General features: G+C 45.1%; 36 protein-coding genes. All 36 read right to left on the reverse strand.

Translation table 11 applies throughout. From position 1 onward, the window contains the following. Positions 1-371: 371 nt before the first annotated feature. The 36 genes from truA to thiD all read right to left on the reverse strand — a co-directional run bounded on the left by truA (position 372) and on the right by thiD (position 20863). Complete coding sequence (gene truA / locus BAU14_RS03295; protein ID WP_161898653.1) at positions 372-1160, reverse strand: tRNA pseudouridine(38-40) synthase TruA; 789 nt, start codon at positions 1158-1160, stop codon at positions 372-374. Positions 1161-1331: 171 nt separating this feature from the next. Further along, positions 1332-2129 carry an energy-coupling factor transporter transmembrane component T family protein gene (locus BAU14_RS03300; protein WP_161898654.1) on the reverse strand — a complete coding sequence of 266 codons (798 nt, stop codon included), beginning with the start codon at positions 2127-2129 and terminating at the stop codon, positions 1332-1334. Beyond that, positions 2119-2985 carry an energy-coupling factor ABC transporter ATP-binding protein gene (locus BAU14_RS03305; RefSeq protein ID WP_161898655.1) on the reverse strand — a complete coding sequence of 289 codons (867 nt, stop codon included), beginning with the start codon at positions 2983-2985 and terminating at the stop codon, positions 2119-2121. Before BAU14_RS03305 ends, BAU14_RS03300 begins: the two co-directional genes overlap by 11 nt. Beyond that, positions 2961-3800 carry an energy-coupling factor ABC transporter ATP-binding protein gene (locus tag BAU14_RS03310; RefSeq protein ID WP_161898656.1) on the reverse strand — a complete coding sequence of 280 codons (840 nt, stop codon included), beginning with the start codon at positions 3798-3800 and terminating at the stop codon, positions 2961-2963. Before BAU14_RS03310 ends, BAU14_RS03305 begins: the two co-directional genes overlap by 25 nt. 396 nt (positions 3801-4196) lie before the next feature. Beyond that, the gene (rplQ, locus tag BAU14_RS03315) at positions 4197-4577 is read right to left on the reverse strand and encodes a 50S ribosomal protein L17 (protein WP_161898657.1); all 381 of its coding nucleotides are present in this window, start codon (positions 4575-4577) and stop codon (positions 4197-4199) included. A gap of 30 nt (positions 4578-4607) precedes the next feature. Beyond that, positions 4608-5546 carry a DNA-directed RNA polymerase subunit alpha gene (locus BAU14_RS03320; RefSeq protein ID WP_161898658.1) on the reverse strand — a complete coding sequence of 313 codons (939 nt, stop codon included), beginning with the start codon at positions 5544-5546 and terminating at the stop codon, positions 4608-4610. A gap of 81 nt (positions 5547-5627) precedes the next feature. Then, the gene (rpsK, locus tag BAU14_RS03325) at positions 5628-6017 is read right to left on the reverse strand and encodes a 30S ribosomal protein S11 (RefSeq protein WP_161898659.1); all 390 of its coding nucleotides are present in this window, start codon (positions 6015-6017) and stop codon (positions 5628-5630) included. A 27-nt stretch (positions 6018-6044) separates the two neighbouring features. Further along, positions 6045-6410, reverse strand: coding sequence for a 30S ribosomal protein S13 (gene rpsM / locus BAU14_RS03330; RefSeq protein ID WP_161898660.1), 366 nt, complete (start codon positions 6408-6410; stop codon positions 6045-6047). An 18-nt stretch (positions 6411-6428) separates the two neighbouring features. Further along, positions 6429-6545 carry a 50S ribosomal protein L36 gene (rpmJ, locus tag BAU14_RS03335; protein ID WP_002288710.1) on the reverse strand — a complete coding sequence of 39 codons (117 nt, stop codon included), beginning with the start codon at positions 6543-6545 and terminating at the stop codon, positions 6429-6431. Positions 6546-6577: 32 nt separating this feature from the next. Then, positions 6578-6796, reverse strand: coding sequence for a translation initiation factor IF-1 (gene infA, locus BAU14_RS03340; protein ID WP_010754744.1), 219 nt, complete (start codon positions 6794-6796; stop codon positions 6578-6580). Positions 6797-6984: 188 nt separating this feature from the next. Next, complete coding sequence (locus BAU14_RS03345) at positions 6985-7629, reverse strand: adenylate kinase (protein ID WP_161898661.1); 645 nt, start codon at positions 7627-7629, stop codon at positions 6985-6987. Positions 7630-7689: 60 nt separating this feature from the next. Further along, the gene (gene secY / locus BAU14_RS03350) at positions 7690-8985 is read right to left on the reverse strand and encodes a preprotein translocase subunit SecY (RefSeq protein ID WP_161898662.1); all 1296 of its coding nucleotides are present in this window, start codon (positions 8983-8985) and stop codon (positions 7690-7692) included. After that, positions 8985-9425, reverse strand: coding sequence for a 50S ribosomal protein L15 (rplO, locus tag BAU14_RS03355; RefSeq protein ID WP_161898663.1), 441 nt, complete (start codon positions 9423-9425; stop codon positions 8985-8987). Before rplO ends, secY begins: the two co-directional genes overlap by 1 nt. A gap of 41 nt (positions 9426-9466) precedes the next feature. Then, positions 9467-9646 carry a 50S ribosomal protein L30 gene (gene rpmD, locus BAU14_RS03360; RefSeq protein WP_161898664.1) on the reverse strand — a complete coding sequence of 60 codons (180 nt, stop codon included), beginning with the start codon at positions 9644-9646 and terminating at the stop codon, positions 9467-9469. A 14-nt stretch (positions 9647-9660) separates the two neighbouring features. Then, positions 9661-10161 carry a 30S ribosomal protein S5 gene (gene rpsE / locus BAU14_RS03365; RefSeq protein WP_161898665.1) on the reverse strand — a complete coding sequence of 167 codons (501 nt, stop codon included), beginning with the start codon at positions 10159-10161 and terminating at the stop codon, positions 9661-9663. Positions 10162-10181: 20 nt separating this feature from the next. Beyond that, the gene (rplR, locus tag BAU14_RS03370) at positions 10182-10538 is read right to left on the reverse strand and encodes a 50S ribosomal protein L18 (protein WP_161898666.1); all 357 of its coding nucleotides are present in this window, start codon (positions 10536-10538) and stop codon (positions 10182-10184) included. 109 nt (positions 10539-10647) lie between these two features. After that, complete coding sequence (rplF, locus tag BAU14_RS03375) at positions 10648-11184, reverse strand: 50S ribosomal protein L6 (RefSeq protein WP_161898667.1); 537 nt, start codon at positions 11182-11184, stop codon at positions 10648-10650. A gap of 30 nt (positions 11185-11214) precedes the next feature. Next, a complete protein-coding gene (gene rpsH, locus BAU14_RS03380) occupies positions 11215-11613 on the reverse strand; it encodes a 30S ribosomal protein S8 (RefSeq protein ID WP_161870267.1) in 399 nt (132 codons plus the stop codon). Between the two features lie 35 nt (positions 11614-11648). Beyond that, positions 11649-11834 carry a type Z 30S ribosomal protein S14 gene (locus BAU14_RS03385; RefSeq protein WP_003128010.1) on the reverse strand — a complete coding sequence of 62 codons (186 nt, stop codon included), beginning with the start codon at positions 11832-11834 and terminating at the stop codon, positions 11649-11651. An 18-nt stretch (positions 11835-11852) separates the two neighbouring features. After that, positions 11853-12392: a 50S ribosomal protein L5 gene (gene rplE / locus BAU14_RS03390; protein ID WP_161898668.1), complete on the reverse strand. Its 540-nt coding sequence runs from the start codon at positions 12390-12392 to the stop codon at positions 11853-11855. A gap of 26 nt (positions 12393-12418) precedes the next feature. Next, positions 12419-12730, reverse strand: coding sequence for a 50S ribosomal protein L24 (rplX, locus tag BAU14_RS03395; RefSeq protein WP_161898669.1), 312 nt, complete (start codon positions 12728-12730; stop codon positions 12419-12421). A 35-nt stretch (positions 12731-12765) separates the two neighbouring features. After that, complete coding sequence (gene rplN, locus BAU14_RS03400; RefSeq protein ID WP_161898670.1) at positions 12766-13134, reverse strand: 50S ribosomal protein L14; 369 nt, start codon at positions 13132-13134, stop codon at positions 12766-12768. 58 nt (positions 13135-13192) lie between these two features. After that, the gene (gene rpsQ / locus BAU14_RS03405; RefSeq protein WP_161898671.1) at positions 13193-13459 is read right to left on the reverse strand and encodes a 30S ribosomal protein S17; all 267 of its coding nucleotides are present in this window, start codon (positions 13457-13459) and stop codon (positions 13193-13195) included. A gap of 24 nt (positions 13460-13483) precedes the next feature. Next, on the reverse strand, positions 13484-13672 hold the full coding sequence (gene rpmC, locus BAU14_RS03410) for a 50S ribosomal protein L29 (RefSeq protein WP_161898672.1): 189 nt from the start codon (positions 13670-13672) through the stop codon (positions 13484-13486). After that, a complete protein-coding gene (gene rplP, locus BAU14_RS03415; RefSeq protein WP_161898673.1) occupies positions 13662-14096 on the reverse strand; it encodes a 50S ribosomal protein L16 in 435 nt (144 codons plus the stop codon). Before rplP ends, rpmC begins: the two co-directional genes overlap by 11 nt. A gap of 2 nt (positions 14097-14098) precedes the next feature. Further along, positions 14099-14764 carry a 30S ribosomal protein S3 gene (gene rpsC, locus BAU14_RS03420; RefSeq protein ID WP_161898674.1) on the reverse strand — a complete coding sequence of 222 codons (666 nt, stop codon included), beginning with the start codon at positions 14762-14764 and terminating at the stop codon, positions 14099-14101. A 13-nt stretch (positions 14765-14777) separates the two neighbouring features. Further along, positions 14778-15125 carry a 50S ribosomal protein L22 gene (gene rplV / locus BAU14_RS03425; RefSeq protein ID WP_161898675.1) on the reverse strand — a complete coding sequence of 116 codons (348 nt, stop codon included), beginning with the start codon at positions 15123-15125 and terminating at the stop codon, positions 14778-14780. 21 nt (positions 15126-15146) lie between these two features. Next, positions 15147-15425 carry a 30S ribosomal protein S19 gene (rpsS, locus tag BAU14_RS03430; RefSeq protein ID WP_161898676.1) on the reverse strand — a complete coding sequence of 93 codons (279 nt, stop codon included), beginning with the start codon at positions 15423-15425 and terminating at the stop codon, positions 15147-15149. A gap of 42 nt (positions 15426-15467) precedes the next feature. Beyond that, positions 15468-16298, reverse strand: a complete 831-nt coding sequence (gene rplB / locus BAU14_RS03435; protein ID WP_161898677.1) for a 50S ribosomal protein L2 — start codon at positions 16296-16298, stop codon at positions 15468-15470. 38 nt (positions 16299-16336) lie between these two features. Further along, positions 16337-16630, reverse strand: coding sequence for a 50S ribosomal protein L23 (locus BAU14_RS03440; RefSeq protein WP_161898678.1), 294 nt, complete (start codon positions 16628-16630; stop codon positions 16337-16339). Next, the gene (rplD, locus tag BAU14_RS03445; RefSeq protein WP_161898679.1) at positions 16630-17253 is read right to left on the reverse strand and encodes a 50S ribosomal protein L4; all 624 of its coding nucleotides are present in this window, start codon (positions 17251-17253) and stop codon (positions 16630-16632) included. Before rplD ends, BAU14_RS03440 begins: the two co-directional genes overlap by 1 nt. 27 nt (positions 17254-17280) lie before the next feature. Then, entirely contained in the window at positions 17281-17910 is a 630-nt protein-coding gene (gene rplC, locus BAU14_RS03450; protein ID WP_161898680.1) for a 50S ribosomal protein L3, read from the reverse strand. Between the two features lie 28 nt (positions 17911-17938). Further along, the gene (gene rpsJ, locus BAU14_RS03455) at positions 17939-18247 is read right to left on the reverse strand and encodes a 30S ribosomal protein S10 (protein ID WP_005880808.1); all 309 of its coding nucleotides are present in this window, start codon (positions 18245-18247) and stop codon (positions 17939-17941) included. Between the two features lie 393 nt (positions 18248-18640). Next, positions 18641-19180 carry a GNAT family N-acetyltransferase gene (locus tag BAU14_RS03460; RefSeq protein ID WP_161898681.1) on the reverse strand — a complete coding sequence of 180 codons (540 nt, stop codon included), beginning with the start codon at positions 19178-19180 and terminating at the stop codon, positions 18641-18643. A 155-nt stretch (positions 19181-19335) separates the two neighbouring features. After that, positions 19336-19884, reverse strand: a complete 549-nt coding sequence (locus BAU14_RS03465) for an ECF transporter S component (protein WP_161898682.1) — start codon at positions 19882-19884, stop codon at positions 19336-19338. Between the two features lie 151 nt (positions 19885-20035). After that, positions 20036-20863: a bifunctional hydroxymethylpyrimidine kinase/phosphomethylpyrimidine kinase gene (thiD, locus tag BAU14_RS03470; protein ID WP_161898683.1), complete on the reverse strand. Its 828-nt coding sequence runs from the start codon at positions 20861-20863 to the stop codon at positions 20036-20038. Positions 20864-20892: the final 29 nt, after the last annotated feature.

Below are 20892 nucleotides of genomic sequence, written 5' to 3' on the forward strand. Positions count from 1 at the left end.
TGAGACTCCAAAAGCCGACGCTCTTCCATTAAACGCAGTGGAAGAGCGTCGGCTTTTCTTTGCTAAAAATTTCAAAAGCTACTAACCTTGATTTCATCAAGGGAGGTCAGCGTCATTCACTTCTCTTGACACGTACGGTGATGTTCTCATTTCAGACTAGGACATGAAAATTGTCACAAATGTTCCTCATCCGTATCCTTTTTATTAATTGTGGTTAACATCCGCTGTTTAGCACTTTAAAATTATTTATGACACTTTCTCGTGGGGCAGCTCTCCGTAAAACTGCCATTGTAAATGAGCGCATCTTGCTACTGCAAAAGATTTTTTGCCGGCAGCAGATTTTTTCAAGACTATAGACTGCCTGAGACTTCTTATTTGCGATCTGACAGCATCTGGCGGTCAATCCCTTTTACACCATCATAACGCACTTCTACCAAATACAACCCCTCTGGATGCGCCGTTGGTCCTGCCAAATTACGATCCTTCGCAGCAAGAATTGCCGGCAGACTGTCTGCTGCTAGACGACCATTGCCAATCTTCAGCAAAGTTCCCACCAGAATCCGGATCATCTTATACAAAAAGCCGTCCCCACGAAAAGTAAACGTCAACTGATCGCCGGCCTCATTTACCGACATGCTCGCTTCATGAATGGTTCGCACCTTGTCTTCTACTGAGCTGCCGCTAGCACAAAAAGAGGTGAAATCATGGGTTCCCAAAAGATCCGGCAACGCGCGACGAATCAACTCTAAATCTAGTGGATAAGAGTAGTAACTCGCATAATTTCGCCGAAAAGGGCTCCGAGGCTTACCGATATCTACCTTAAACTGGTACGTTTTTTCCGTCACTAAGTAGCGGGCGTGGAAATTCTCATCCACCAGCTCCACCTGTCTGACAGCGATGTCTTCCGGTGACTGGGTATCCAATGCAAAGCGCATCCTCTCCAGTGGCCGTTCATAAGGAAAATCAAAATGAATCACCTGACCCAAGGCATGGACCCCTGCATCGGTTCGACCGGAACCATGCACCATAATCGGCGTCCCATCTGCCATCTTTGTCAGCAGTTTCTCCAACTCTTCTTGTACGGTTCGTCCGTTGGGTTGCCGCTGAAATCCGCTGAAATTTGTCCCATCATACATGATGATTGCTTTATAGCGTACCATTTATTTTTCCCTCCTATCAAAGTATACCTGCGTGATTTGTGCTCTCTAACAATTGGATTACCGCAAAATAGTCCAGTCAGCCCTTGAGCATGATTCATCACAAGAAATAGTTTTCATCTTGCAAAAAACGCAGCCGGCCCAAAAGCAACCGACTGCGTGCTATCCGATTGGTTAATTTCGTAAAAAGACCAGCACTGCTGTAAAGGCCGCAAACAGTAAAATCGTCACGCTGTCTCGCAGATGCCAATCCAGCTTGCGATATTTTGTCCGCCCCTCACCGCCGTTATACCCCCGCGCTTCCATGGCAGTTGCCAGGTCTTCTGCCCGATTGAAGCTAGATACAAACAACGGAATCAACAGCGGGATAACTGCCTTCATTTTTTGGATCAGATTGCCTTCACCAAAATCTACCCCCCGTGCTCGCTGTGCATTCATGATCTTCTCTGTTTCATCCATCAAGGTCGGTACAAAACGCAACGCAATTGACAGCATCAAAGAAATCTCATGAACCGGAAAACGAATCACTTTCAATGGCCGCAAGATGTACTCAATCGCATCTGACAATTCCAATGGCGCTGTCGTCAACGTCAGCAAGGTTGACATGAAGATGATCAGAATGAAACGACAGAAGATGAAAATCCCATTTTTCAAACCAAATTCAGTCAGTGTAAAGATCCACCAGCTCCAATAAACGGTGCCACCGACAGTAAAGAACATCTGTAGCGCCACTGTGAAGAGAATCAACCAAATTAGCGGTCGCACGCCGCGAATAAAGAAGCTGAGGCTAATCTTGGATAACAACACACAAACCAGCGTAAAGACTGCCGCAAACAAATAGGTCTGCCAGTTATTCGCCAGAAAAATAATACCAATAAAGTAAAAACTGGCAACCAGCTTGGCCCGGGGATCCAGTTTATGGATAACAGAATCTCCAGGGATATAGCGGCCAAAAATCAGTTTATTCATCATGGGACAGTCCTCCCATTCGCAGCAATTGGTCCGCCAACGCATCTGCAGTCAACGGCAAATGGTCAAAAGTCAGCCCTTTTTCCTGCAATTTTTCAGCAAAGGCTGTTGCGGTCGGCACGCCAATCTGTTTTTCTTCTACCCAGCGGACATCTTCAAAGACTTCCTGAGGGGTACCGCATTTGGCGATACGGCCTTTTTCCAAAACGTAGACATAGTCTGCATAATCTGCCACATCATCCATCAGATGGGTGACCAAGACGATAGTCATCTGCTTTTCCTCATGCAGCCGCCAAAACATCTCCATCATTTCTTTACGGCCTTGGGGATCAAGACCCGCTGTCGGCTCGTCCAAAACCAACACTTCTGGTTCCATCGCCAGAACACCGGCAATCGCTACCCGTCGCATCTGTCCACCGGAAAGATCAAAGGGGGAGCGGTCCATATAACTAGCATCCAATCCTACCAGCCCCAGATATTCTTCTGCCAATTTGACAGCCTCTTCCTCAGAGACACCGAAGTTTTTAGGGCCAAAAGCGATATCTTTGGCGACTGTCTCTTCAAACAACTGCGCTTCCGGAAACTGGAAGACGATTCCGACTTTTTTACGGATTGGTTTCAGATTTTTATTGTCCGTGTCTGGTGTAATGGTCCGATCACCAATCTTAACAACACCAGAAGTCGGCTTTAACAGCGCATTAAGGTGTTGCAGCAATGTAGACTTGCCACTGCCGGTATGACCCACCAAAGCCGTGTAGGAGCCTTCCAGAACCGTCAAATCGATATCAAACAACGCCCGCGTTTCAAAAGGTGTACCGGGCTGGTAAGTATAGTCTACTTTTTCAAAACGGATGTCCATAACCAGTCCACCATCCTTTCTTCTGTCAAATACTCTTGAGGAACTTGTATGCCGCGAGCTTTCAGGGCCGCTTTTAATTTTTCAGGAAACGGCAGGTCTAAGCCCAATTCAATCAGCTTCGGTCCGGCAGAAAAGATTTTTTCCGGCGTTCCTCCATCAATTAACTCGCCTTCTTTCATCACCAGGACACGGCTGGCATTGGCTGCTTCGTCGATATCGTGGGTGATGGAAAGCACGGTCAAATCGTTTTGTTCCTTGATTTTTTGAATCGTAGCGATGACTTCTTCTCGCCCTTCAGGATCCAACATGCTGGTCGCTTCGTCCAAAATGATAATATCTGGGCTAAGTGCCACCACACCGGCAATCGCGACCCGCTGTTTTTGACCACCGGATAGCCGGGCTGGTTCCCGTGTTTTGAAATCAGTCATCTTCACCTGTTCCAAGGCTTGTTGGACCCGCAGAAGCATATCTTCTCGTGGGATTCCTTGATTTTCCATCCCAAAGGCGACATCATCTTCAACAGTGGAGCCGACAAACTGATTGTCGGGATTTTGGAACACCATCCCTACCATTTTACGGATTTCCCAAATATTTTCTTCGTTGAGGGCTAGTCCCCCGACTTTTACCGTACCGGCTTGCGGCAGCAATAGTCCGTTGATCGTCTTTGCCAACGTCGATTTACCAGAGCCGTTGTGGCCGATAATCGCAACCCACTCGCCTTTTTCAATCGTCAGTGAGACCCCATTCAAGGCTGGTCGAGTATCTTCGGGATCATATTTAAATGTGATATCTGCTAATTCGATGATCGGATCCATAGTCATTCTCCTATATTTAGATACACTTTTGACGGTGATTTTCGTAACCTTCCGCCACTTTTTCACAACCACTTACATACTTCATCAATCTACCAAAAAAAGTCGTTCATTTCAAATATATCTGCCCTTTTTAAGCTCTCCGATGTAGGCAGCCACCAAAATGTTTAAAGAAACGGCAAACATCGGACAGCTCAAAACAAGTTTCAGCAGACAGGTATCTTACAAAGAACAGCTGTCTTGACACAGATTGAGAGCAAAAAAAAAGCACTTTATGATGAGTGCATACATCCCGACAAAAGCCGGGATGCAGCGCTGAGCTAGACTCGGAAAGATATCAAGCCTTCCAACATCATAACACTCTGAAAGTTCATCCATAAAGTGATGTTAAGTGTGATTTTAAACCAGTTCCAAAATAACCATTGGTGCAGCATCGCCGCGACGTGGTTCAGTTTTCAAGATACGAGTGTATCCACCTTGGCGTTCTGCATAACGAGGGGCAACGTCATTGAACAGCTTTTGCAAAGCAGATTCGATAACGATTTCTTCGTTTTCTTCGCGAATGCTTGCGACTTCGTTACGTACGAAAGCAGCAGCTTGGCGACGAGCATGCAGATCTCCACGTTTCCCAAGAGTGATCATTTTTTCAGCAGTTGAGCGAACTTCTTTCGCGCGAGCTTCTGTCGTCACGATGCGTTCGTTGATGATTAAATCAGTAGTCAAATCACGCAACATCGCTTTACGTTGGCTGGATGTGCGTCCTAATTTGCGGTAACTCACGTGGGTTTCCTCCTATTCCAAATTACTTTCCTAGTCGTCTTTACGCAGACCAAGTCCCAAGTCATGCAGTTTTGCTTTGACTTCTTCAAGAGATTTACGGCCCAGGTTACGTACTTTGATCATTTCCGGTTCAGACTTGTTGGTCAATTCTTGAACGGTGTTGATTCCGGCACGTTTCAGACAGTTATAGGAACGAACGGACAAGTCCAGTTCTTCGATGGTCATCTCCAGCATTTTTTCTTTTTGTGTTTCTTCTTTTTCAATCATGATTTCAGCGTTTTTCGCTTCATCCGTCAGATTCACAAAAATATCCAAATGCTCAGTCATGATCTTCGCAGCCAGACTCATAGCTTCTAATGGCAAAATGGATCCGTCTGTCCAGATTTCCATCGTTAATTTATCGAAATCATCCCGACGTCCGACCCGTGTATTTTCAACTTGATAGTTAACACGATGAACGGGGGTATAGATTGAATCAACCGGAAGAACGCCAATAGGCATATCTTCTTTTTTGTTTTCGTCAGCTTGAACATAGCCACGTCCCGGTTTGACAGTCAAACGAGCATGGAAAGTCGCACCTTCGGAAACAGAACAGATGTACATATCTTTATTCAAGATTTCTACATCGCTGTCGACAATAATATCGCCGGCAGTTACGGTTGCTGGTCCGGTAATGTCGATTTCAAGGGTTTTTTCTTCTTGCGTGTACATCTTCAGGGCGAGGCCTTTGATGTTCAAGATGATCTGTGCCACGTCTTCCCGTACACCTTTGACAGTTGAGAATTCGTGTAAAACACCATCGATCTGGATGCTTGTGATTGCTGCACCTGGCAAAGAAGAAAGTAAAATACGACGCAGGGAATTGCCTAAAGTAGTCCCGTAGCCTCTTTCCAGAGGTTCTACAACGAACTTGCCATAATCTTTTTCTTCATCAATCTTAGCGATTCTTGGTTTTTCGAATTCAATCATTCTTATCTTTTACCCCTTTCAAAACGAAAAGTGTCCTGCTTAATGACGTTACTTTGTTGCACTCAAGATGAGCAGCACTCATTAAACACGACGGCGTTTTGGAGGGCGGCATCCATTATGAGGAACTGGAGTTACGTCACGGATAGCAGATACTTCCAAACCTGCTGCTTGTAAAGAACGAATTGCTGCTTCACGTCCTGAACCAGGTCCTTTAACGGTTACTTCTACAGTTCTCAAACCATGTTCCATTGCGGCTTTAGTAGCAGTTTCTGCTGCCATTTGTGCTGCGAAAGGCGTAGATTTTTTAGAACCCTTGAAGCCCAGAGAACCAGCTGATGACCATGCTAATGCATTTCCGTGAACATCAGTGATCATAACGATTGTATTGTTGAATGTTGAGTGGATATGCGCGATACCCGCTTCAATATTCTTTTTCACACGGCGTTTGCGACTCACTTTTTTTGCTGCCATGAAGTTTTAACCTCCTTCACTTAGGAATTATTTTTTCTTACCAGCCACTGTTTTAGAAGGGCCTTTGCGGGTACGTGCGTTGTTCTTAGTGTTTTGACCACGAACAGGCAGGCCGCGACGGTGACGGATACCACGGTATGAACCGATTTCCATCAATCGTTTGATGTTCAGGTTGACTTCACGACGAAGGTCACCTTCAACTTTTAATTTATCAATTTCAGCACGGATAGCGTCTGTTTGTTCGTTAGTCAAATCACGAACACGTACGTCTTCAGAAACACCAACATTAGCTAAAACTTGTTTCGCAGTAGTGTTACCAATACCGTAAATATAAGTAAGGGAAACGACTACGCGTTTATCACGAGGAATATCTACTCCTGCAATACGAGCCATACTTTGTTACACCTCCGATTATCCTTGACGTTGTTTATGTTTTGGATTTGCTGGGCAAATCACCATGACCCGACCTTTACGACGGATCACTTTACAATGTTCGCACATTGGTTTTACTGATGGTCTTACTTTCATGATAATACCTCCTGTAGTTTTACGGAGTACAATTACTTAAAGCGGTAAGTGATTCGGCCGCGGGAAAGATCATATGGAGACAACTCCACAGTCACTTTGTCACCAGGCAGAATACGGATGTAGTGCATCCGAATCTTTCCGGAAACTGTAGCCAGCACTTGGTGTCCGTTTTCCAACTCCACTTTAAACATTGCATTCGGCAAAGTTTCGACGACTGTACCTTCGATTTCGATCACATCTTCTTTTGCCACGCACAGTACCTCCTTGTACTTGTGATTTTCACACGATAAAATGGCGGAAACACCGGGGTTCCCACCTGAGATTCTCAAAAAAGTTGCTTCTAACAAACGCTAGAAGTCGGACTGACATATTTTATCACACTATGTCAAACTTCGCAAGAGAAAGTTTTAGGGTTGCAAGTCGGCTGTGGCAGCATTCGTTACTCGATGATTTTTTTAACATCGTTAAATACAGCATCGATTTCACGATCGCCATCAATAGACTGCAATAAACCTTGGTCTTTATAATAACTCAAGATCGGTTCACTACTTTTGATATTGACAGCGAGACGATTTTTGACCGTCTCAGGCTTATCATCTTCCCGTTGGTAAAATTCATGGCCACCGCAGCGATCGCAAGTGCCTTCTACCTTGGTAGGATTGAAGATCTTGTGATAGGTAGCGCCGCAGTTGCGACAAATATAGCGTCCGGCTAAACGCTCAACGAGGATCTCTTCAGGGACATGGATTTCGATAACAGCGTCCAGTTTTTTACCCAGGTCTGTGAGCATTTGATCCAGCGCTTGTGCTTGATCCAATGTTCGCGGAAACCCGTCCAGCAAAAAGCCGTTCTCTGTATCCGGTTGTGCTAAGCGTTCCTTCACGATACCATTAGTGACATCGTCTGGAACCAGCTCACCTTTGTCCATGTATGACTTAGCTTCCATACCTAGCTTAGTTTCGTTGGCCATTGCCGCCCGAAACATATCGCCAGTTGAAATTTGGGGAATTTTAAATTCAGCAACGATCCGTTCTGCCTGAGTCCCTTTGCCAGCACCTGGCAGACCCATCAATACAAGGTTCATGCTAACTCCTCCTGTAGCGGTGTAACGGCGTTGAGGAAGATTCCTCAACCCGCTGCAACGTTAATTGATAAAACCAGTATATTTCCGTTTCAACATCAAGCCTTCCAACTGTTTAGCAGTTTCCAACGCGACACCGATAACGATCAATAAACTTGTTCCCCCCAAACCAATGGATTGAGGCAGATTCCAAACCATCTGCGCCACGATTGGCAGCAAAGCTACCATACCGAGGAATACAGCACCAACAGCGCTCAAACGCATCAACAGTCCGGAGACATAATCTTCAGTTCCTTTCCCTGGCCGCACACTTGGAATGTAGCTGCCTTGTTTCTGCAGATTTTCCGCTAATTTCTCAGGGTTAACCTGTACAAACGCGTAGAAGAAAGTAAACGCAACGATTAGTACGGTGTAAATAATAGCACCGGGAACCGTGTTGTAGCTGAAGATTTGGGTCATCACTTCATACCAACCTTCACCTTGATGGTTAGTCGCCACTGCTTGCAAAATTGCATTCGGAGTAGCGATGAAAGAGCTGGCAAAAATGACCGGGATAACGCCGGCAGCATTCACCTTGATTGGCAGATAGCTGCTAGTTGGCGCACCTTGCACCCGTTTTGTATATTGGATTGGGATCTTGCGTTCCGCTTGCTGCACATATGTCACCAAGGTCACGATAACCAAGATCGCAATGATCAAAACTGCCATAAAGATCGCCGATTTCCAGATTTCAGAAGACTCAATGTTAATGAAGTAATCTTCAATCAGTGTCTTGACGTCTGTTGGCACCCGAGAGATAATCCCGGCAAAGATGATCATAGATACGCCGTTTCCGACGCCTTTTTCAGTAATTTGTTCCCCCAGCCAGGTAACGAACATCGTCCCGGCAGTCAAAATCAGTCCGATCACAGCAAAATTCGTAACCGTTGTGTCTTTGACAAAGCCCAACTGAGTGAAGGAATTAAAACCAAATGTGATCCCGATAGACTGGATAAAGCCCAGGATCAGGGTCAAGATCCGTGTCGCCTGATTTAACTTGCGACGACCGACTTCCCCTTGTTTCGACCATTCTACAAACTTCGGAATGATATCCATCTGCAAGAGTTGGATTACAATCGAAGCCGTAATGTAAGGTGAAACCCCCATGGCGAAGATCGAGAAGTTTTGCATTGCGCTACCACTTACGATATTCAACATGTTCAAAAAAGGCAGTTCTGAGATGCTTTGCAGACGGCTGGCGTCTACGCCCGGTACCGTAATGTGGGCACCAAGACGAAAGACGAACAAGGCAAAGATCGTAAAGAAAATCTTCGAACGGATCTCTTTGACTTTAAACGAGTCCCGCAACAGCTTAATCATCAGATCACCTCGATAGATCCGCCGGCAGCGACGATAGCTTCTTCAGCTGCTTTTGAGAATTTAGCTGCTTTCACAGTCAATTTCTTAGTCAATTCGCCGTTAGCAAGAACTTTAATTCCAGCTTTTTCGGATTTCACGATTCCAGCTTCTACCAAAGTAACAGGGGTTACTTCAGTTCCGTCTTCAAATCGGTTCAAGACATCCAAGTTAATCACTGCGTATTCTTTACGGTTGATGTTAGTAAAGCCGCGTTTTGGCAAACGACGGAACAATGGAGTTTGTCCCCCTTCAAAGCCTAAACGTACACCACCGCCTGAACGGGATTTTTGACCTTTTTGTCCGCGTCCGGAAGTTTTACCGTTACCGGATGAAGTTCCGCGACCGACACGATTACGTACTTGACGAGAACCTTCTGCAGGTTTCAATTCATGAAGTTTCATAGGTTGGCACCTCCTTAATCAAAATAGCGTGAAGCAAAGAATCAAACTTCTTCGACTTCTACCAAGTGGGAAATAGTGTTAACCATGCCTTTGATTGCTTCATTGGCAGGTTTCACTACAGTAGCGTTGATTTTGTTCAAGCCCAATGCTTTAGCGGTGTCCCGTTGGTTTTGAGGACGACCGATAATGCTGCGCTTCAAAGTAATTTTCAATTCAGCCATTATACTTGTCCTCCTTATCCGATCAATTCTTCAACGGATTTGCCGCGAAGTTCTGCAACTTCTTCAGCCCGTTTCAATTGTTTCAAACCTTCAACAGTGGCACGTACTACGTTGATTGGTGTGTTGGAGCCAAGTGATTTGGATGTAATATCCACAACACCGGCCAATTCCAAGACCGCACGAACTGGTCCGCCGGCTGCAACTCCAGAACCTTCTACTGCTGGTTTCATCAAGATGCGACCGCCGCCGAATACGCCGATGACTTCGTGAGGGATAGTAGAACCGACCATTGGCACTTCGACCAGGTTTTTCTTCGCAGCTTCGATAGCTTTGCGGATTGCTTCTGGTACTTCTTGTGCTTTACCGGTACCAAAGCCCACATGACCGTTTTTGTCACCAACGACTACCAGAGCCGCAAAACGCAGACGACGTCCACCTTTAACTACTTTAGTAACGCGGTTGATGGCAACAACGCGATCTTCCAATTCCAAATGCTTTGGATCAATGTAAGTCATGAATGGTGTTCCTCCTTCTCTTAAAATTCAAGTCCATTTTCGCGTGCAGCTTCAGCCAAAGCTTGCACACGGCCATGGTAAAGGTACCCACCACGGTCAAAGACAACGACTTTAACATTTTTGGCTGCAGCACGTTCTGCAACTAATTTTCCGACAGCTTGTGCTTGTTCGGTTTTTGTGCTACCTGAAATTTCTTTATCCAAGGTAGAGGCACTTGCTAGCGTCACACCCGCTACGTCATCAATTACTTGCGCGTAGATGTTTTTGTTAGAACGGAAAACGTTCAAGCGTGGGCACTCAGCAGTACCAGAGATTTTGTTACGTACACGACTATGACGCTTTTGACGTGTTTTGTTTTTATCTGGTTTTGTAATCACAATTGTCACCTCTTTGTATTTGCTGGCCTAAGCCGCGATTCGCTCACAGCAAAAGTCCCCGTCTGTGACCAGTTGGCCGCCAAACGAAAACGGACTTTTATGCAAACGATTATTTACCGGTTTTACCTTCTTTACGACGCACGAATTCGCCAACATAGCGGATCCCTTTGCCTTTATAAGGTTCTGGCGGACGAACGCCACGGATGTTGGCAGCCAATTCGCCGACAACTTCTTTATTGATTCCTTTCACGATGATTGAAGTGTTACTTGGTACTTCAATCTCGATCCCAGCTGGTGCATCGATTTCTACTGGATGAGAGTAACCGACTGCCAATACAAGTTTTTTACCTTGCAATTGAGCACGATAACCGACACCTTGGAGTTCCAATGCTTTTTGGAAACCTTCGGAAACACCTACGACCATGTTGTTGAAGTTGGCACGAGTTGTTCCGTGGATTGTTTTCATTTCTTTGCTGTCGTTAGGACGAGTGAATGTTACTTCGTTTCCTTCGATATTCATTTTGATATCAGAAGAGAAAGGACGAGTCAATTCACCTTTAGGACCCTTGACAGTGATGTTGTTGCCGTCTTGCTTGACTTCGACGCCAGCAGGAAGCACAACGATTTTATTACCGATACGACTCACTTGAAGACACCTCCTTGTGTAATTATTGGATTACCATACGTAAGCGACAACTTCGCCGCCGATATTTTTCGCCCGAGCTTCTTTATCAGTGATAACACCTTCAGAAGTAGACAAGATCGCGATACCCAAACCGTTCAATACTTTTGGCACTTCGTCAGCTTTGACATAAGCCCGCAAGCCTGGTTTGGAGATACGTTTCAAGTTGGTGATGACGCGTTCGCCGTTTTTCCCATATTTCAAGAAAACGCGGATCACGCCTTGTTTGTCATCTTCGATATACTCAACATCGCGAACAAATCCTTCTTTTTTCAGGATCTCAGCGATGTCACGTTTGATTTTTGATGCAGGCACTTCCAGGGATTCGTGTTTCACCATGTTGGCGTTACGAATACGTGTCAGAAAGTCTGCGATTGGATCTGTCATGACCATTGGATGATTTACCTCCTTTATGCGAGTTTTCTGGTTTACCAGCTAGCTTTCTTCACGCCGGGAATTTGACCTTTATAGGCAAGTTCGCGGAAGCAAATACGGCAAAGATGAAATTTACGATAAACTGAATGTGGACGTCCGCAACGTTCGCAACGAGTGTATTCTTGAGTTGAGAACTTAGCAGGGCGTTTGTTTTTAGCAATCATTGATTTTTTAGCCACGTAGTTCGCCTCCTTTTATTATTTTGCAAATGGCATGCCGAGTTGGGTCAACAATTCACGAGATTCTTCGTCTGTTTGTGCAGTTGTCACAATTACGATATCCATCCCGCGGACTTTGTCTACCAAATCATAATCGACTTCAGGGAAGATCAATTGTTCTTTGATACCCAAAGTGTAGTTGCCGCGACCGTCAAATGCCTTTTTGCTGACGCCGTGGAAGTCACGGACACGAGGCAGTGAAACGCTGACCAATTTATCAAGGAATTCGTACATCCGGTCGCCACGCAAAGTAACTTTGGCACCGATTGGCATTCCTTCACGCAGACGGAAACCTGCGATAGATTTTTTTGCTTTAGTGATCAATGGTTTTTGACCAGAGATCAAAGCCAATTCTTCAACTGCTTTATCCAAGTTTTTAGCATTGGATACTGCATCACCCACACCCATGTTGATTACAATCTTGTCAACTTTCGGTGCTTGCATAATAGAAGAATAGTTGAATTTTTCCATTAAAGCTGGAACAACTTCTTTAGAGTATTTTTCTTTCAGGCGGTTCATTCGTTTGCTCCTCCTTTCCTAGCTGATTATTTATCCAGAACTTCGCCGGTTTTTTTAGAAACGCGGACTTTTTTGCCGTCAACTTCTTTGTAGCCGACACGGGTAGCTTGACCGTTTGAAGGATCGATCACCATCACGTTGGAAACATGGATTGGTGCTTCGATTTCAAGGATCCCGCCTTGAGGAGCAGCCTGTGAAGGTTTTTGGTGTTTCTTCACAACGTTGACACCTTCGACGATCACTTTGTCTTTTTTAGGGAAAGCTTCTAATACGACGCCTTCCTTGTTTTTGTCTTTACCAGTGATAACTTTAACTTTATCGCCTTTTTTAACAAACATTTTTGTTTCGCACCTCCTTTGGGAATAAGTGGCTGTTACAGTACTTCCGGTGCCAGGGAAACGATCTTCATGAAGTTGTTTTCACGCAATTCGCGGGCAACTGGGCCAAAGATACGAGTACCACGAGGGCTCTTATCGTCACGGATAATTACCGCAGCATTTTCATCAAATTTGATATATGAACCGTCTGTACGACGTGCTCCTGTTTTTGTACGAACGATAACGGCTTTTACGACGTCACCTTTTTTGACAACCCCACCTGGCGTTGCTTGTTTAACCGTAGCAACGATCACATCACCGATGTTCGCAGTCTTGCGGCCAGAGCCACCAAGAACTTTAATCGTCAAGATTTCGCGGGCACCTGAGTTGTCAGCAACTTTTAAGCGGCTTTCTTGTTGGATCACGATGTGTATCCTCCTTTCAGATTTTCAATACCAATCTATATAGGAAAATCTCGTGTGATTAGATAATCACTGCTTTTTCAACGATTTCCAGCAAGCGGAAACGTTTAGTAGCTGATAATGGACGAGTTTCCATAATGCGCACGATATCGCCAACTTTTGCTTCGTTGTTTTCATCGTGGGCTTTGTATTTCTTAGAGTAGTTCATGCGTTTGCCGTAGATTGGGTGATTCTTTTTGGTTTCAACCACTACAGAGATGGTTTTATCCATTTTGTCAGATACCACGCGTCCTTGGTAAACTTTGCGTTGATTTCTTTCTTCAGTCATACGCTTAATGGCCTCCTTCCAATATTAGTTCGCTTGTTCACGCAATACAGTTTTGATGCGTGCAATCGATTTACGTACTTCATTGATACGTGCAGTGTTTTCTAATTGACCAGTTGCAAGTTGGAATCGCAGGTTGAACAACTCTTCCTTCAATTGCTTTTCTTGATCAAGCATTTCGGCAGTGGTTAATTCTCGGATATCTTTAACCTTCATTCGATTCACCACCCATTTCTTCGCGTTTCACGATTTTAGTTTTCATGGGTAATTTATGAGAGGCAAGACGCAATGCTTCGCGAGCTACGTCTTCAGGTACACCGGCGATTTCAAACATGATCTTGCCGCGTTTAACTGGAGAAACCCAACCTTCAGGAGCCCCTTTACCTTTACCCATACGTACGCCGATGGCTTTAGATGTGTATGATTTGTGAGGGAAAATTTTGATCCATACTTTCCCGCCACGTTTCATGTAACGAGTCATGGCGATACGAGATGCTTCGATTTGACGGTTGGTAATCCAATGAGATTCAACAGCTTGCAAACCGAATTCACCAAATGCGATTTCTTTACCGCCTTTAGCTTCGCCGCGCATTTTTCCGCGGAACTCACGACGGTGTTTAACACGTTTAGGTACTAACATGTTTATTTCCCTCCTTTCTCAGTGTTTTGAGCGTTCTTCTTCACAGGCAATACTTCGCCGCGATAGATCCACACTTTCACTCCCAGTTTTCCGTAGGTAGTGTTTGCTTCTTCCCATGCGTAGTCGATGTCGGCACGCAATGTATGAAGAGGAACAGTGCCTTCTGAATAACCTTCAGAACGCGCGATATCCGCACCGTTCAAACGGCCAGATACCATTGTTTTGATACCTTTAGCGCCAGAGCGCATTGTGCGTTGGATTGCTTGTTTTTGGGCACGACGGAATGCAACACGAGCTTCCAGCTGACGTGCGATCCCTTCGCCTACTAATTTAGCATCCAGATCCGGTTTTTTGATTTCCACGATGTTGATGTGGACACGTTTGCCGGTCAGGTTGTTCAATTCTTTTCTCAGGTTTTCGACTTCAGATCCACCTTTACCGATGACCATGCCTGGCTTAGCTGTATGGATTGAAACGTTCACGCGGTTAGCCGCACGTTCGATCTCAACTTTAGACACAGCAGCATCAGCAAGTTTAGTCGCGATAAATTTACGGATTCTCAAATCTTCGTGCAGGAAGTCGGCATATTCTTTTTCAGCATACCACTTTGCATCCCAGTCGCGGATGATGCCTACACGCATTCCAATAGGATTTACTTTTTGACCCACTGATTGTCCCTCCTTATTTTTCTGATACGACTACAGTAATATGACTTGTACGTTTGTTGATTGGTGAAGCTGACCCTTTCGCCCGTGGACGGAAACGTTTCATAGTAGGTCCTTCATTGACGAAGGCTTCAGAAACGAACAGGTTTTCAACATCTAAGTCAAAGTTATTTTCTGCATTCGCTACTGCTGACATCAAAACTTTTTCGATGATTCCGGCAGCTTTATTTGGTGTGAATTTCAAGATTGCAATTGCGTCAGCAACGCTTTTTCCTCGGATCAAATCGATCACTAGACGAGATTTGCGAGGAGACACGCGAACTGTTTTGGCAGTTGCTTTTGCTGATGTGATTTGTTCAGCCATTGTAAAATCCTCCTCTCAAGATTAGCGTCTTGTTTTCTTATCGTCGGCAGCGTGCCCACGGTAAGTTCTTGTTGGTGCGAATTCACCTAGTTTATGTCCTACCATGTCTTCTTGGATGTAAACAGGAACGTGTTTACGTCCATCATAGACAGCGATAGTAAAGCCGATGAAATTCGGGAAAATCGTGGAACGACGTGACCAAGTCTTGATCACTTTTTTCTTTTCTGCGCCTTGTTGTGCTTCGACCTTTTTCATCAAGTGCTCGTCAATGAAAGGCCCCTTCTTCAAACTACGACCCATGGTGAACCTCCTTTACAAAATGTTGACACATGGTCAATAAAATTATTTAGTTTTACGACGAACAATAAGTTTGTCAGATTTGGCTTTTTTGTTACGTGTCTTGTAACCCAATGCAGGTTGACCCCATGGAGATACAGGAGCTTTACGCCCGATTGGAGCTTTGCCTTCACCACCACCGTGTGGGTGATCGTTAGGGTTCATTACGCTACCGCGGACAGTAGGACGTTTGCGCATCCAACGAGAACGGCCGGCTTTACCAATATTGATCAGTTCGTGTTGTTCGTTACCGACAGCACCAACTGTTGCACGGCAAGTTGCCAAGATCATGCGTACTTCACCGGAGTTCAAACGGATCAATACGTATTTGCCTTCTTTACCCAATACTTGAGCAGAAGTACCAGCTGAACGGATTAATTGTCCGCCTTTGCCAGGTTTCATTTCGATGTTGTGGATAACAGTACCGACTGGAATATTTTCCAATGGCAATGCGTTCCCCACTTTGATATCGGCATCTGGACCGGAAACAACGGTCATGCCAACTTCCAAACCTTTAGGAGCCAAGATATATGCTTTAACCCCATCAGTATAATGTAATAACGCGATGTTAGCTGAACGGTTTGGATCGTATTCGATAGTTTTAACTACCGCTACAACGTTGTCTTTATTACGTTTGAAGTCGATCAAACGGTATTGACGTTTGTGGCCGCCACCTTGATGACGAACAGTGATGCGTCCGTTGTTGTTACGACCGGCGTTGTTTTTCAATGGTGCCAACAGTGTTTTCTCTGGCGTTGAAGTAGTGATTTCAGCGAAGTCAGAGCTTGTCATGTTACGACGACCATTTGAGGTAGGTTTGTACTTTTTAATCGCCACGTCTTATTCCCTCCTATAGTAATGTTTTGAACAACCGCTTATTCAGCAGCGTCAAACAGTTGGATTTCTTTTGAGCTTTCAGTCAACGTCACAATAGCTTTACGACGTTTTTTTGTATATCCTGCATATTTGCCCATGCGTTTGAATTTCGGACGCACGTTGACGATGTTCACGTTTGCTACCTTCACACCATCAAAAGCTGCTTCAACAGCTTGTTTTACTAATGTTTTGTTCGCTTTAGTGTCCACTTCGAAAGTGTATTTCTTTTCATCCATAGCAAGCATGGATTTTTCAGTGATCACTGGGCGTTTGATAACGTCTAGTAAGTTCATTATGCAAGCACCTCCTCGATCTGAGTAAGAGCAGTTTGAGTTGCTAACATTTTAGCTGCGGAAACGATATCCAATACGCTGATGTTGTCAGAAGTAACAACAGAAACGTTTGGCAAGTTGCGGGCAGACAATGCTGCGAAGTCGTTGCCGGCTTCTACAACTACCAATACTTTGGCATCGATATCCAAGTTAGCAAGCACTTGTTTGAATTCTTTTGTCTTAGGTGCGTCGAAGCTCAAAGCATCAACTGCTACCAAGTTGTTTGAAGCAACTTTTTCAGACAATACAGATTTCATAGCTAAGCGACGGACTTTCTTAGGCAGCTTGTAGCTGTAAGAACGTGGAGTTGGTCCGAAGACAACGCCACCTCCGCGCCATTGTGGTGAACGGATTGAACCTTGACGGGCACGACCAGTACCTTTTTGGCGCCATGGTTTACGGCCACCGCCACGTACTGCACTGCGGTTTCTTACCGCGTGTGTGCCTTGACGCAATGAAGCCCGTTGCATGATGATTGCATCATAGACAACTGTTTCATTTGGTTCAATACCGAAAATTTCTTCGTTCAATGTGATTTCGCCGTTTTGGCTACCATCTTGTTTGAATAATGCTACGTTTGGCATTCCTTAGTTCCTCCTTCCCTCTCTCGATTATTTCGCTTTAACAGCAGATTTGATCGTAATCAATGATTTTTTCGCGCCTGGTACGTTACCTTTGATCAAGATAACATTACGTTCAGCATCAACACGTACGATTTCAAGGTTTTGCATCGTTACGCGGTTGCCGCCCATACGACCAGCCAAGTGTTTATTTTTGAAGACCCGGTTAGGTGCTACTGGACCCATTGAACCAGGACGACGGTGGTAACGAGAACCGTGTGCCATTGGGCCGCGGCTTTGTCCGTGACGTTTGATAACGCCTTGGAATCCTTTACCTTTCGAAGTACCTGTAACGTCAACAATATCGCCTGCAGCGAATGTGTCAACTTTGATTTCTGAACCGACTTCCAAGCCCTCAAGCTCTACATTCTTGAATTCGCGAATGAAGCGCTTAGGAGCCGTGTTTGCTTTTGCAACATGACCTTTCGCAGGTTTGTTAGACAAAATTTCACGCATATCTTGGTAACCGATTTGGATCGCTTCGTAACCGTCGTTTGCTACAGTTTTAACTTGCAGCACTACGTTTGGCGTAGCTTCAACAACAGTAACTGGGATCAATTCGCCAGATTCAGTGAAGATTTGAGTCATTCCCACTTTTTTCCCTAAGATTCCTTTGGTCATGATTACACCTCCATCTTTGTTTTAATGATTATAGTTTGATTTCAATGTTTACACCGCTTGGCAAGTCAAGCTTCATCAAAGCATCAACTGTTTTTGGTGTAGGATTCACAATGTCAATCAGACGTTTGTGAGTACGCATTTCGAATTGTTCGCGTGAATCTTTGTATTTGTGAGTCGCGCGGATAACAGTGTACAAGCTGCGTTCAGTTGGCAACGGAATTGGACCTGACACAGAAGCCCCAGTTCTCTTTGCCGTTTCAACGATCTTGTCCGCGGATTGATCCAGAATACGGTGTTCATACGCTTTTAATCGGATACGAATTTTTTGTTTTGCCATTATTTTCCCTCCTTCGCCTATTTTAAAAGTAGACATGGCTCCATGAAAATTTCCGTCACGCCTTTCCGTGGCAAAGCGTCCGGGCGTGTCGCAACCTCTCATTTCACAGCCGGCAGAATAAAACCTTATCCCACCAGTACTTTTCACGTTTCCGTAAACAGCACCTTTCTGATTATAGTACATCCTAACCTTGATGGCAAGCATTTTTTGTTGGTTTTACAAGGTTTTTCGCAACTCCCGGGGGTAATCGTTTTCACTCTTTGACAAGTTAAATTTTCTTTTAAGCACAAAAAAAATCCCAGACTTAGTCGGGATTTTTTTGAACGGCTTTTGAGATTTTGATGCCCGCGAGTTATCACGATTGTTCTACTATCCTGTAATTAGAATTAGACTCTATTCAATCGTAATTTTTTGCGTCAACCATTTTTCAGCGGTCAGTTCATAATACACCGCGGTATGCCAGATGCCAGTGGGGCCTTGCCAAACCGCTTCTCGGGTTGCAACTTGTTGGAAACCCAGACGCTCATAGACGTGCTGTGCCCGTTTATTCTCGATCATAGTACTCAGCTGAATCTTCTGATTGCCTGCAGCGATTAGATAATCGATTAAAAGCGTCAGAAACCGGCGACCATAACCTTTTTCCCGAAGATCCTCGCGACAGATTTTGATGCCAATCTCCGCCACACCAAAAGCGACTATTTGATAGTCCATTTCACCAATGGCTTCGGTCTCTTTCATGAGAATCAGGCGCCGCCCTGTTTCATCGCTGTCTGCTGTCAACTTGCCAGCCACTTCTGCTGCTGAAGTATGTACACCGTCTGGAAACCCGGCATGAGCCATCACCTTGCCATCGTTCCACCAATCGGCCAGCAGTTGACTATCTGATGTCGTCGCCGGACGCACACTAAGCTGCTCATCTTGTAAAATCTCCAAATTTTCTTTCCTCCTTTTTCCGCTATTTTCTTTCATTATATAATAGCCAGCCCCCCAGAGCCAGAAACCCACGGAGATACAGCCAGTCTTTTCCTACAAAAAGAGCCACAAAGGGCAATAACCGCTTTGTGGCTCAGATGCTCAAATGGATAATCTCAGACAAATTCTCTTCTGAACGTTCGATGCATCGCTGCTTTCAAGGGGAAGTACACCAAAGCAACAATCAAAACCGTCAAGCTGACATTGATCAGCGTTGCCGGCAATTTGGCAAATGCCCCGGCAAATGCCGGACCAAAGCTAGCGCCAGCGATTAAATTCATCACCGTGTTTTTGACTTGTGTCATGATGATTTTAGCAATCCCGGTAGCAATGCCGATAACGATAACCTGCCAGATATGCGTAGGATTTTTCTTGAAAAAACGAAACGCGGCATAAGCAGCTGCACCAACGATAAAGCTTTCCAAAATAAAATAAGGGGCTTCTGTCGCATAGCCATTCATGATGTCAAAGATGAAAAAGCCCAATCCCCCTGCCAGTGAGCCTTTAAAGTAGCCTAACAACAAAACAGACAGCAGCAAAACTGCATTCCCCAAATGCACGAAAGCCCCCGTCGGCAAGGGAATCTTGATTGTCGTACCGATTACCGTCAACGCAGTGAACAGCGCCACCAATACGATACTTTGGATACTGATTTCTTTTTTCATTTTTACACTTCCTTCTATTATAATAAGCCATCAAGAGGGGCTGCCGAACTGACACCAGCAGCAAGTGAGCAAAATTACAGCTGCTGCCACACCTCAGTTTGCGGCACCTTTGAATAAAACTACTACTACGCCAACTCTCGATAGAAAAAAATCACTGATGTTCCGGTGTGATGCGATGTTCAGCAGCGTTGTAGGCACCGTGCCAAACGTGGCCCACATAAGGATTGACCTCGACACCATTTTTGATAGCTGCCGCGACAAAGTCTTTAGCAAGCTTCACCGCTGCCGTTACCGAGAGTCCTTTTGCCAAACCTGCCGTGATTGCTGCAGCAAATGTACAGCCGGCACCATGATTGCGATCGGTTTGATAGAGTTCGTTTTCTAGCACAATAAAATCTTGACCGTCATACAACAAGTCCACCGCTTTTTCTGAGCCTAAACGATGGCCGCCTTTAACCACGACATGTTTAGCACCTTGTTGAAAAATGCTGCGTGCGGCCTTTTTCATATCTGCCACAGAGGTCAGGTCACCCAACTCTGAAAGGATTCCCGCTTCTACTAAATTAGGTGTAGTCACCAAAGCTTGCGGCAAAAGGTATTCTTTAATCGCTGCAACACTTTTCGGCTGTAGAATCTGAGCCGTCCCCTTACAAGCAATTACGGGGTCAATCACTACTTTGGTTTCAGGATACTTGCCAATGTATTCGCTGGCGAGGGCAATATTGGCCTCGTTGCCCATCATTCCGGTTTTTAACGCCGCCACAGGACCACCGGCAAAAACTGAGATCAGCTGTTTTTCCAGCAGATCTACCGGCATTTCAGTAACTTCATGGGACCAACCAGAATCTGGATCCATTGTTACCACCGACGTCAAGCTGGAGAAGCCAAAGACTCCGTACTCTTCAAATGTTTTCAAGTCCGCTTGTAAACCGGCACCACCGGTAGAGTCCGAACCTGCAATGGTCAATACTTTTTTCATTCCCAACACCTCTGCCTTTCTTGATAAGC

It is taken from the genome of Candidatus Enterococcus leclercqii, from assembly GCF_009933135.1.
GTDB lineage: Bacteria > Bacillota > Bacilli > Lactobacillales > Enterococcaceae > Enterococcus_C > Enterococcus_C leclercqii.

Coding starts and splice junctions, on each gene's coding strand:
- truA (WP_161898653.1), bottom strand. CDS start 1,160: ATGGTACGCTATAAAGCAATCATCATGTATGATGGGACAAATTTCAGC.
- BAU14_RS03300 (WP_161898654.1), bottom strand. CDS start 2,129: ATGATGAATAAACTGATTTTTGGCCGCTATATCCCTGGAGATTCTGTT.
- BAU14_RS03305 (WP_161898655.1), bottom strand. CDS start 2,985: ATGGACATCCGTTTTGAAAAAGTAGACTATACTTACCAGCCCGGTACA.
- BAU14_RS03310 (WP_161898656.1), bottom strand. CDS start 3,800: ATGGATCCGATCATCGAATTAGCAGATATCACATTTAAATATGATCCC.
- BAU14_RS03320 (WP_161898658.1), bottom strand. CDS start 5,546: ATGATTGAATTCGAAAAACCAAGAATCGCTAAGATTGATGAAGAAAAA.
- rpsK (WP_161898659.1), bottom strand. CDS start 6,017: ATGGCAGCAAAAAAAGTGAGTCGCAAACGCCGTGTGAAAAAGAATATT.
- rpsM (WP_161898660.1), bottom strand. CDS start 6,410: ATGGCTCGTATTGCAGGAGTAGATATTCCTCGTGATAAACGCGTAGTC.
- rpmJ (WP_002288710.1), bottom strand. CDS start 6,545: ATGAAAGTAAGACCATCAGTAAAACCAATGTGCGAACATTGTAAAGTG.
- BAU14_RS03345 (WP_161898661.1), bottom strand. CDS start 7,629: ATGAACCTTGTATTGATGGGTCTGCCAGGTGCTGGCAAAGGGACTCAG.
- secY (WP_161898662.1), bottom strand. CDS start 8,985: ATGATTAAGCTGTTGCGGGACTCGTTTAAAGTCAAAGAGATCCGTTCG.
- rplO (WP_161898663.1), bottom strand. CDS start 9,425: ATGAAACTTCATGAATTGAAACCTGCAGAAGGTTCTCGTCAAGTACGT.
- rpmD (WP_161898664.1), bottom strand. CDS start 9,646: ATGGCTGAATTGAAAATTACTTTGAAGCGCAGCATTATCGGTCGTCCT.
- rpsE (WP_161898665.1), bottom strand. CDS start 10,161: ATGACTTACATTGATCCAAAGCATTTGGAATTGGAAGATCGCGTTGTT.
- rpsH (WP_161870267.1), bottom strand. CDS start 11,613: ATGGTCATGACAGATCCAATCGCAGACTTTCTGACACGTATTCGTAAC.
- rplE (WP_161898668.1), bottom strand. CDS start 12,392: ATGAACCGCCTGAAAGAAAAATACTCTAAAGAAGTTGTTCCAGCTTTA.
- rplX (WP_161898669.1), bottom strand. CDS start 12,730: ATGTTTGTTAAAAAAGGCGATAAAGTTAAAGTTATCACTGGTAAAGAC.
- rpsQ (WP_161898671.1), bottom strand. CDS start 13,459: ATGACTGAAGAAAGAAATCAACGCAAAGTTTACCAAGGACGCGTGGTA.
- rpmC (WP_161898672.1), bottom strand. CDS start 13,672: ATGAAGGTTAAAGATATCCGAGAATTAACCACTGCCGAAATGCTTGAT.
- rplP (WP_161898673.1), bottom strand. CDS start 14,096: ATGTTAGTACCTAAACGTGTTAAACACCGTCGTGAGTTCCGCGGAAAA.
- rplV (WP_161898675.1), bottom strand. CDS start 15,125: ATGGCTGAACAAATCACATCAGCAAAAGCAACTGCCAAAACAGTTCGC.
- rpsS (WP_161898676.1), bottom strand. CDS start 15,425: ATGGGTCGTAGTTTGAAGAAGGGGCCTTTCATTGACGAGCACTTGATG.
- BAU14_RS03440 (WP_161898678.1), bottom strand. CDS start 16,630: ATGAACTTACTAGACGTTATCAAACGCCCAGTGATCACTGAAAAATCC.
- rplD (WP_161898679.1), bottom strand. CDS start 17,253: ATGCCAAACGTAGCATTATTCAAACAAGATGGTAGCCAAAACGGCGAA.
- rplC (WP_161898680.1), bottom strand. CDS start 17,910: ATGACCAAAGGAATCTTAGGGAAAAAAGTGGGAATGACTCAAATCTTC.
- rpsJ (WP_005880808.1), bottom strand. CDS start 18,247: ATGGCAAAACAAAAAATTCGTATCCGATTAAAAGCGTATGAACACCGT.
- BAU14_RS03465 (WP_161898682.1), bottom strand. CDS start 19,884: ATGAAAAAAGAAATCAGTATCCAAAGTATCGTATTGGTGGCGCTGTTC.
- thiD (WP_161898683.1), bottom strand. CDS start 20,863: ATGAAAAAAGTATTGACCATTGCAGGTTCGGACTCTACCGGTGGTGCC.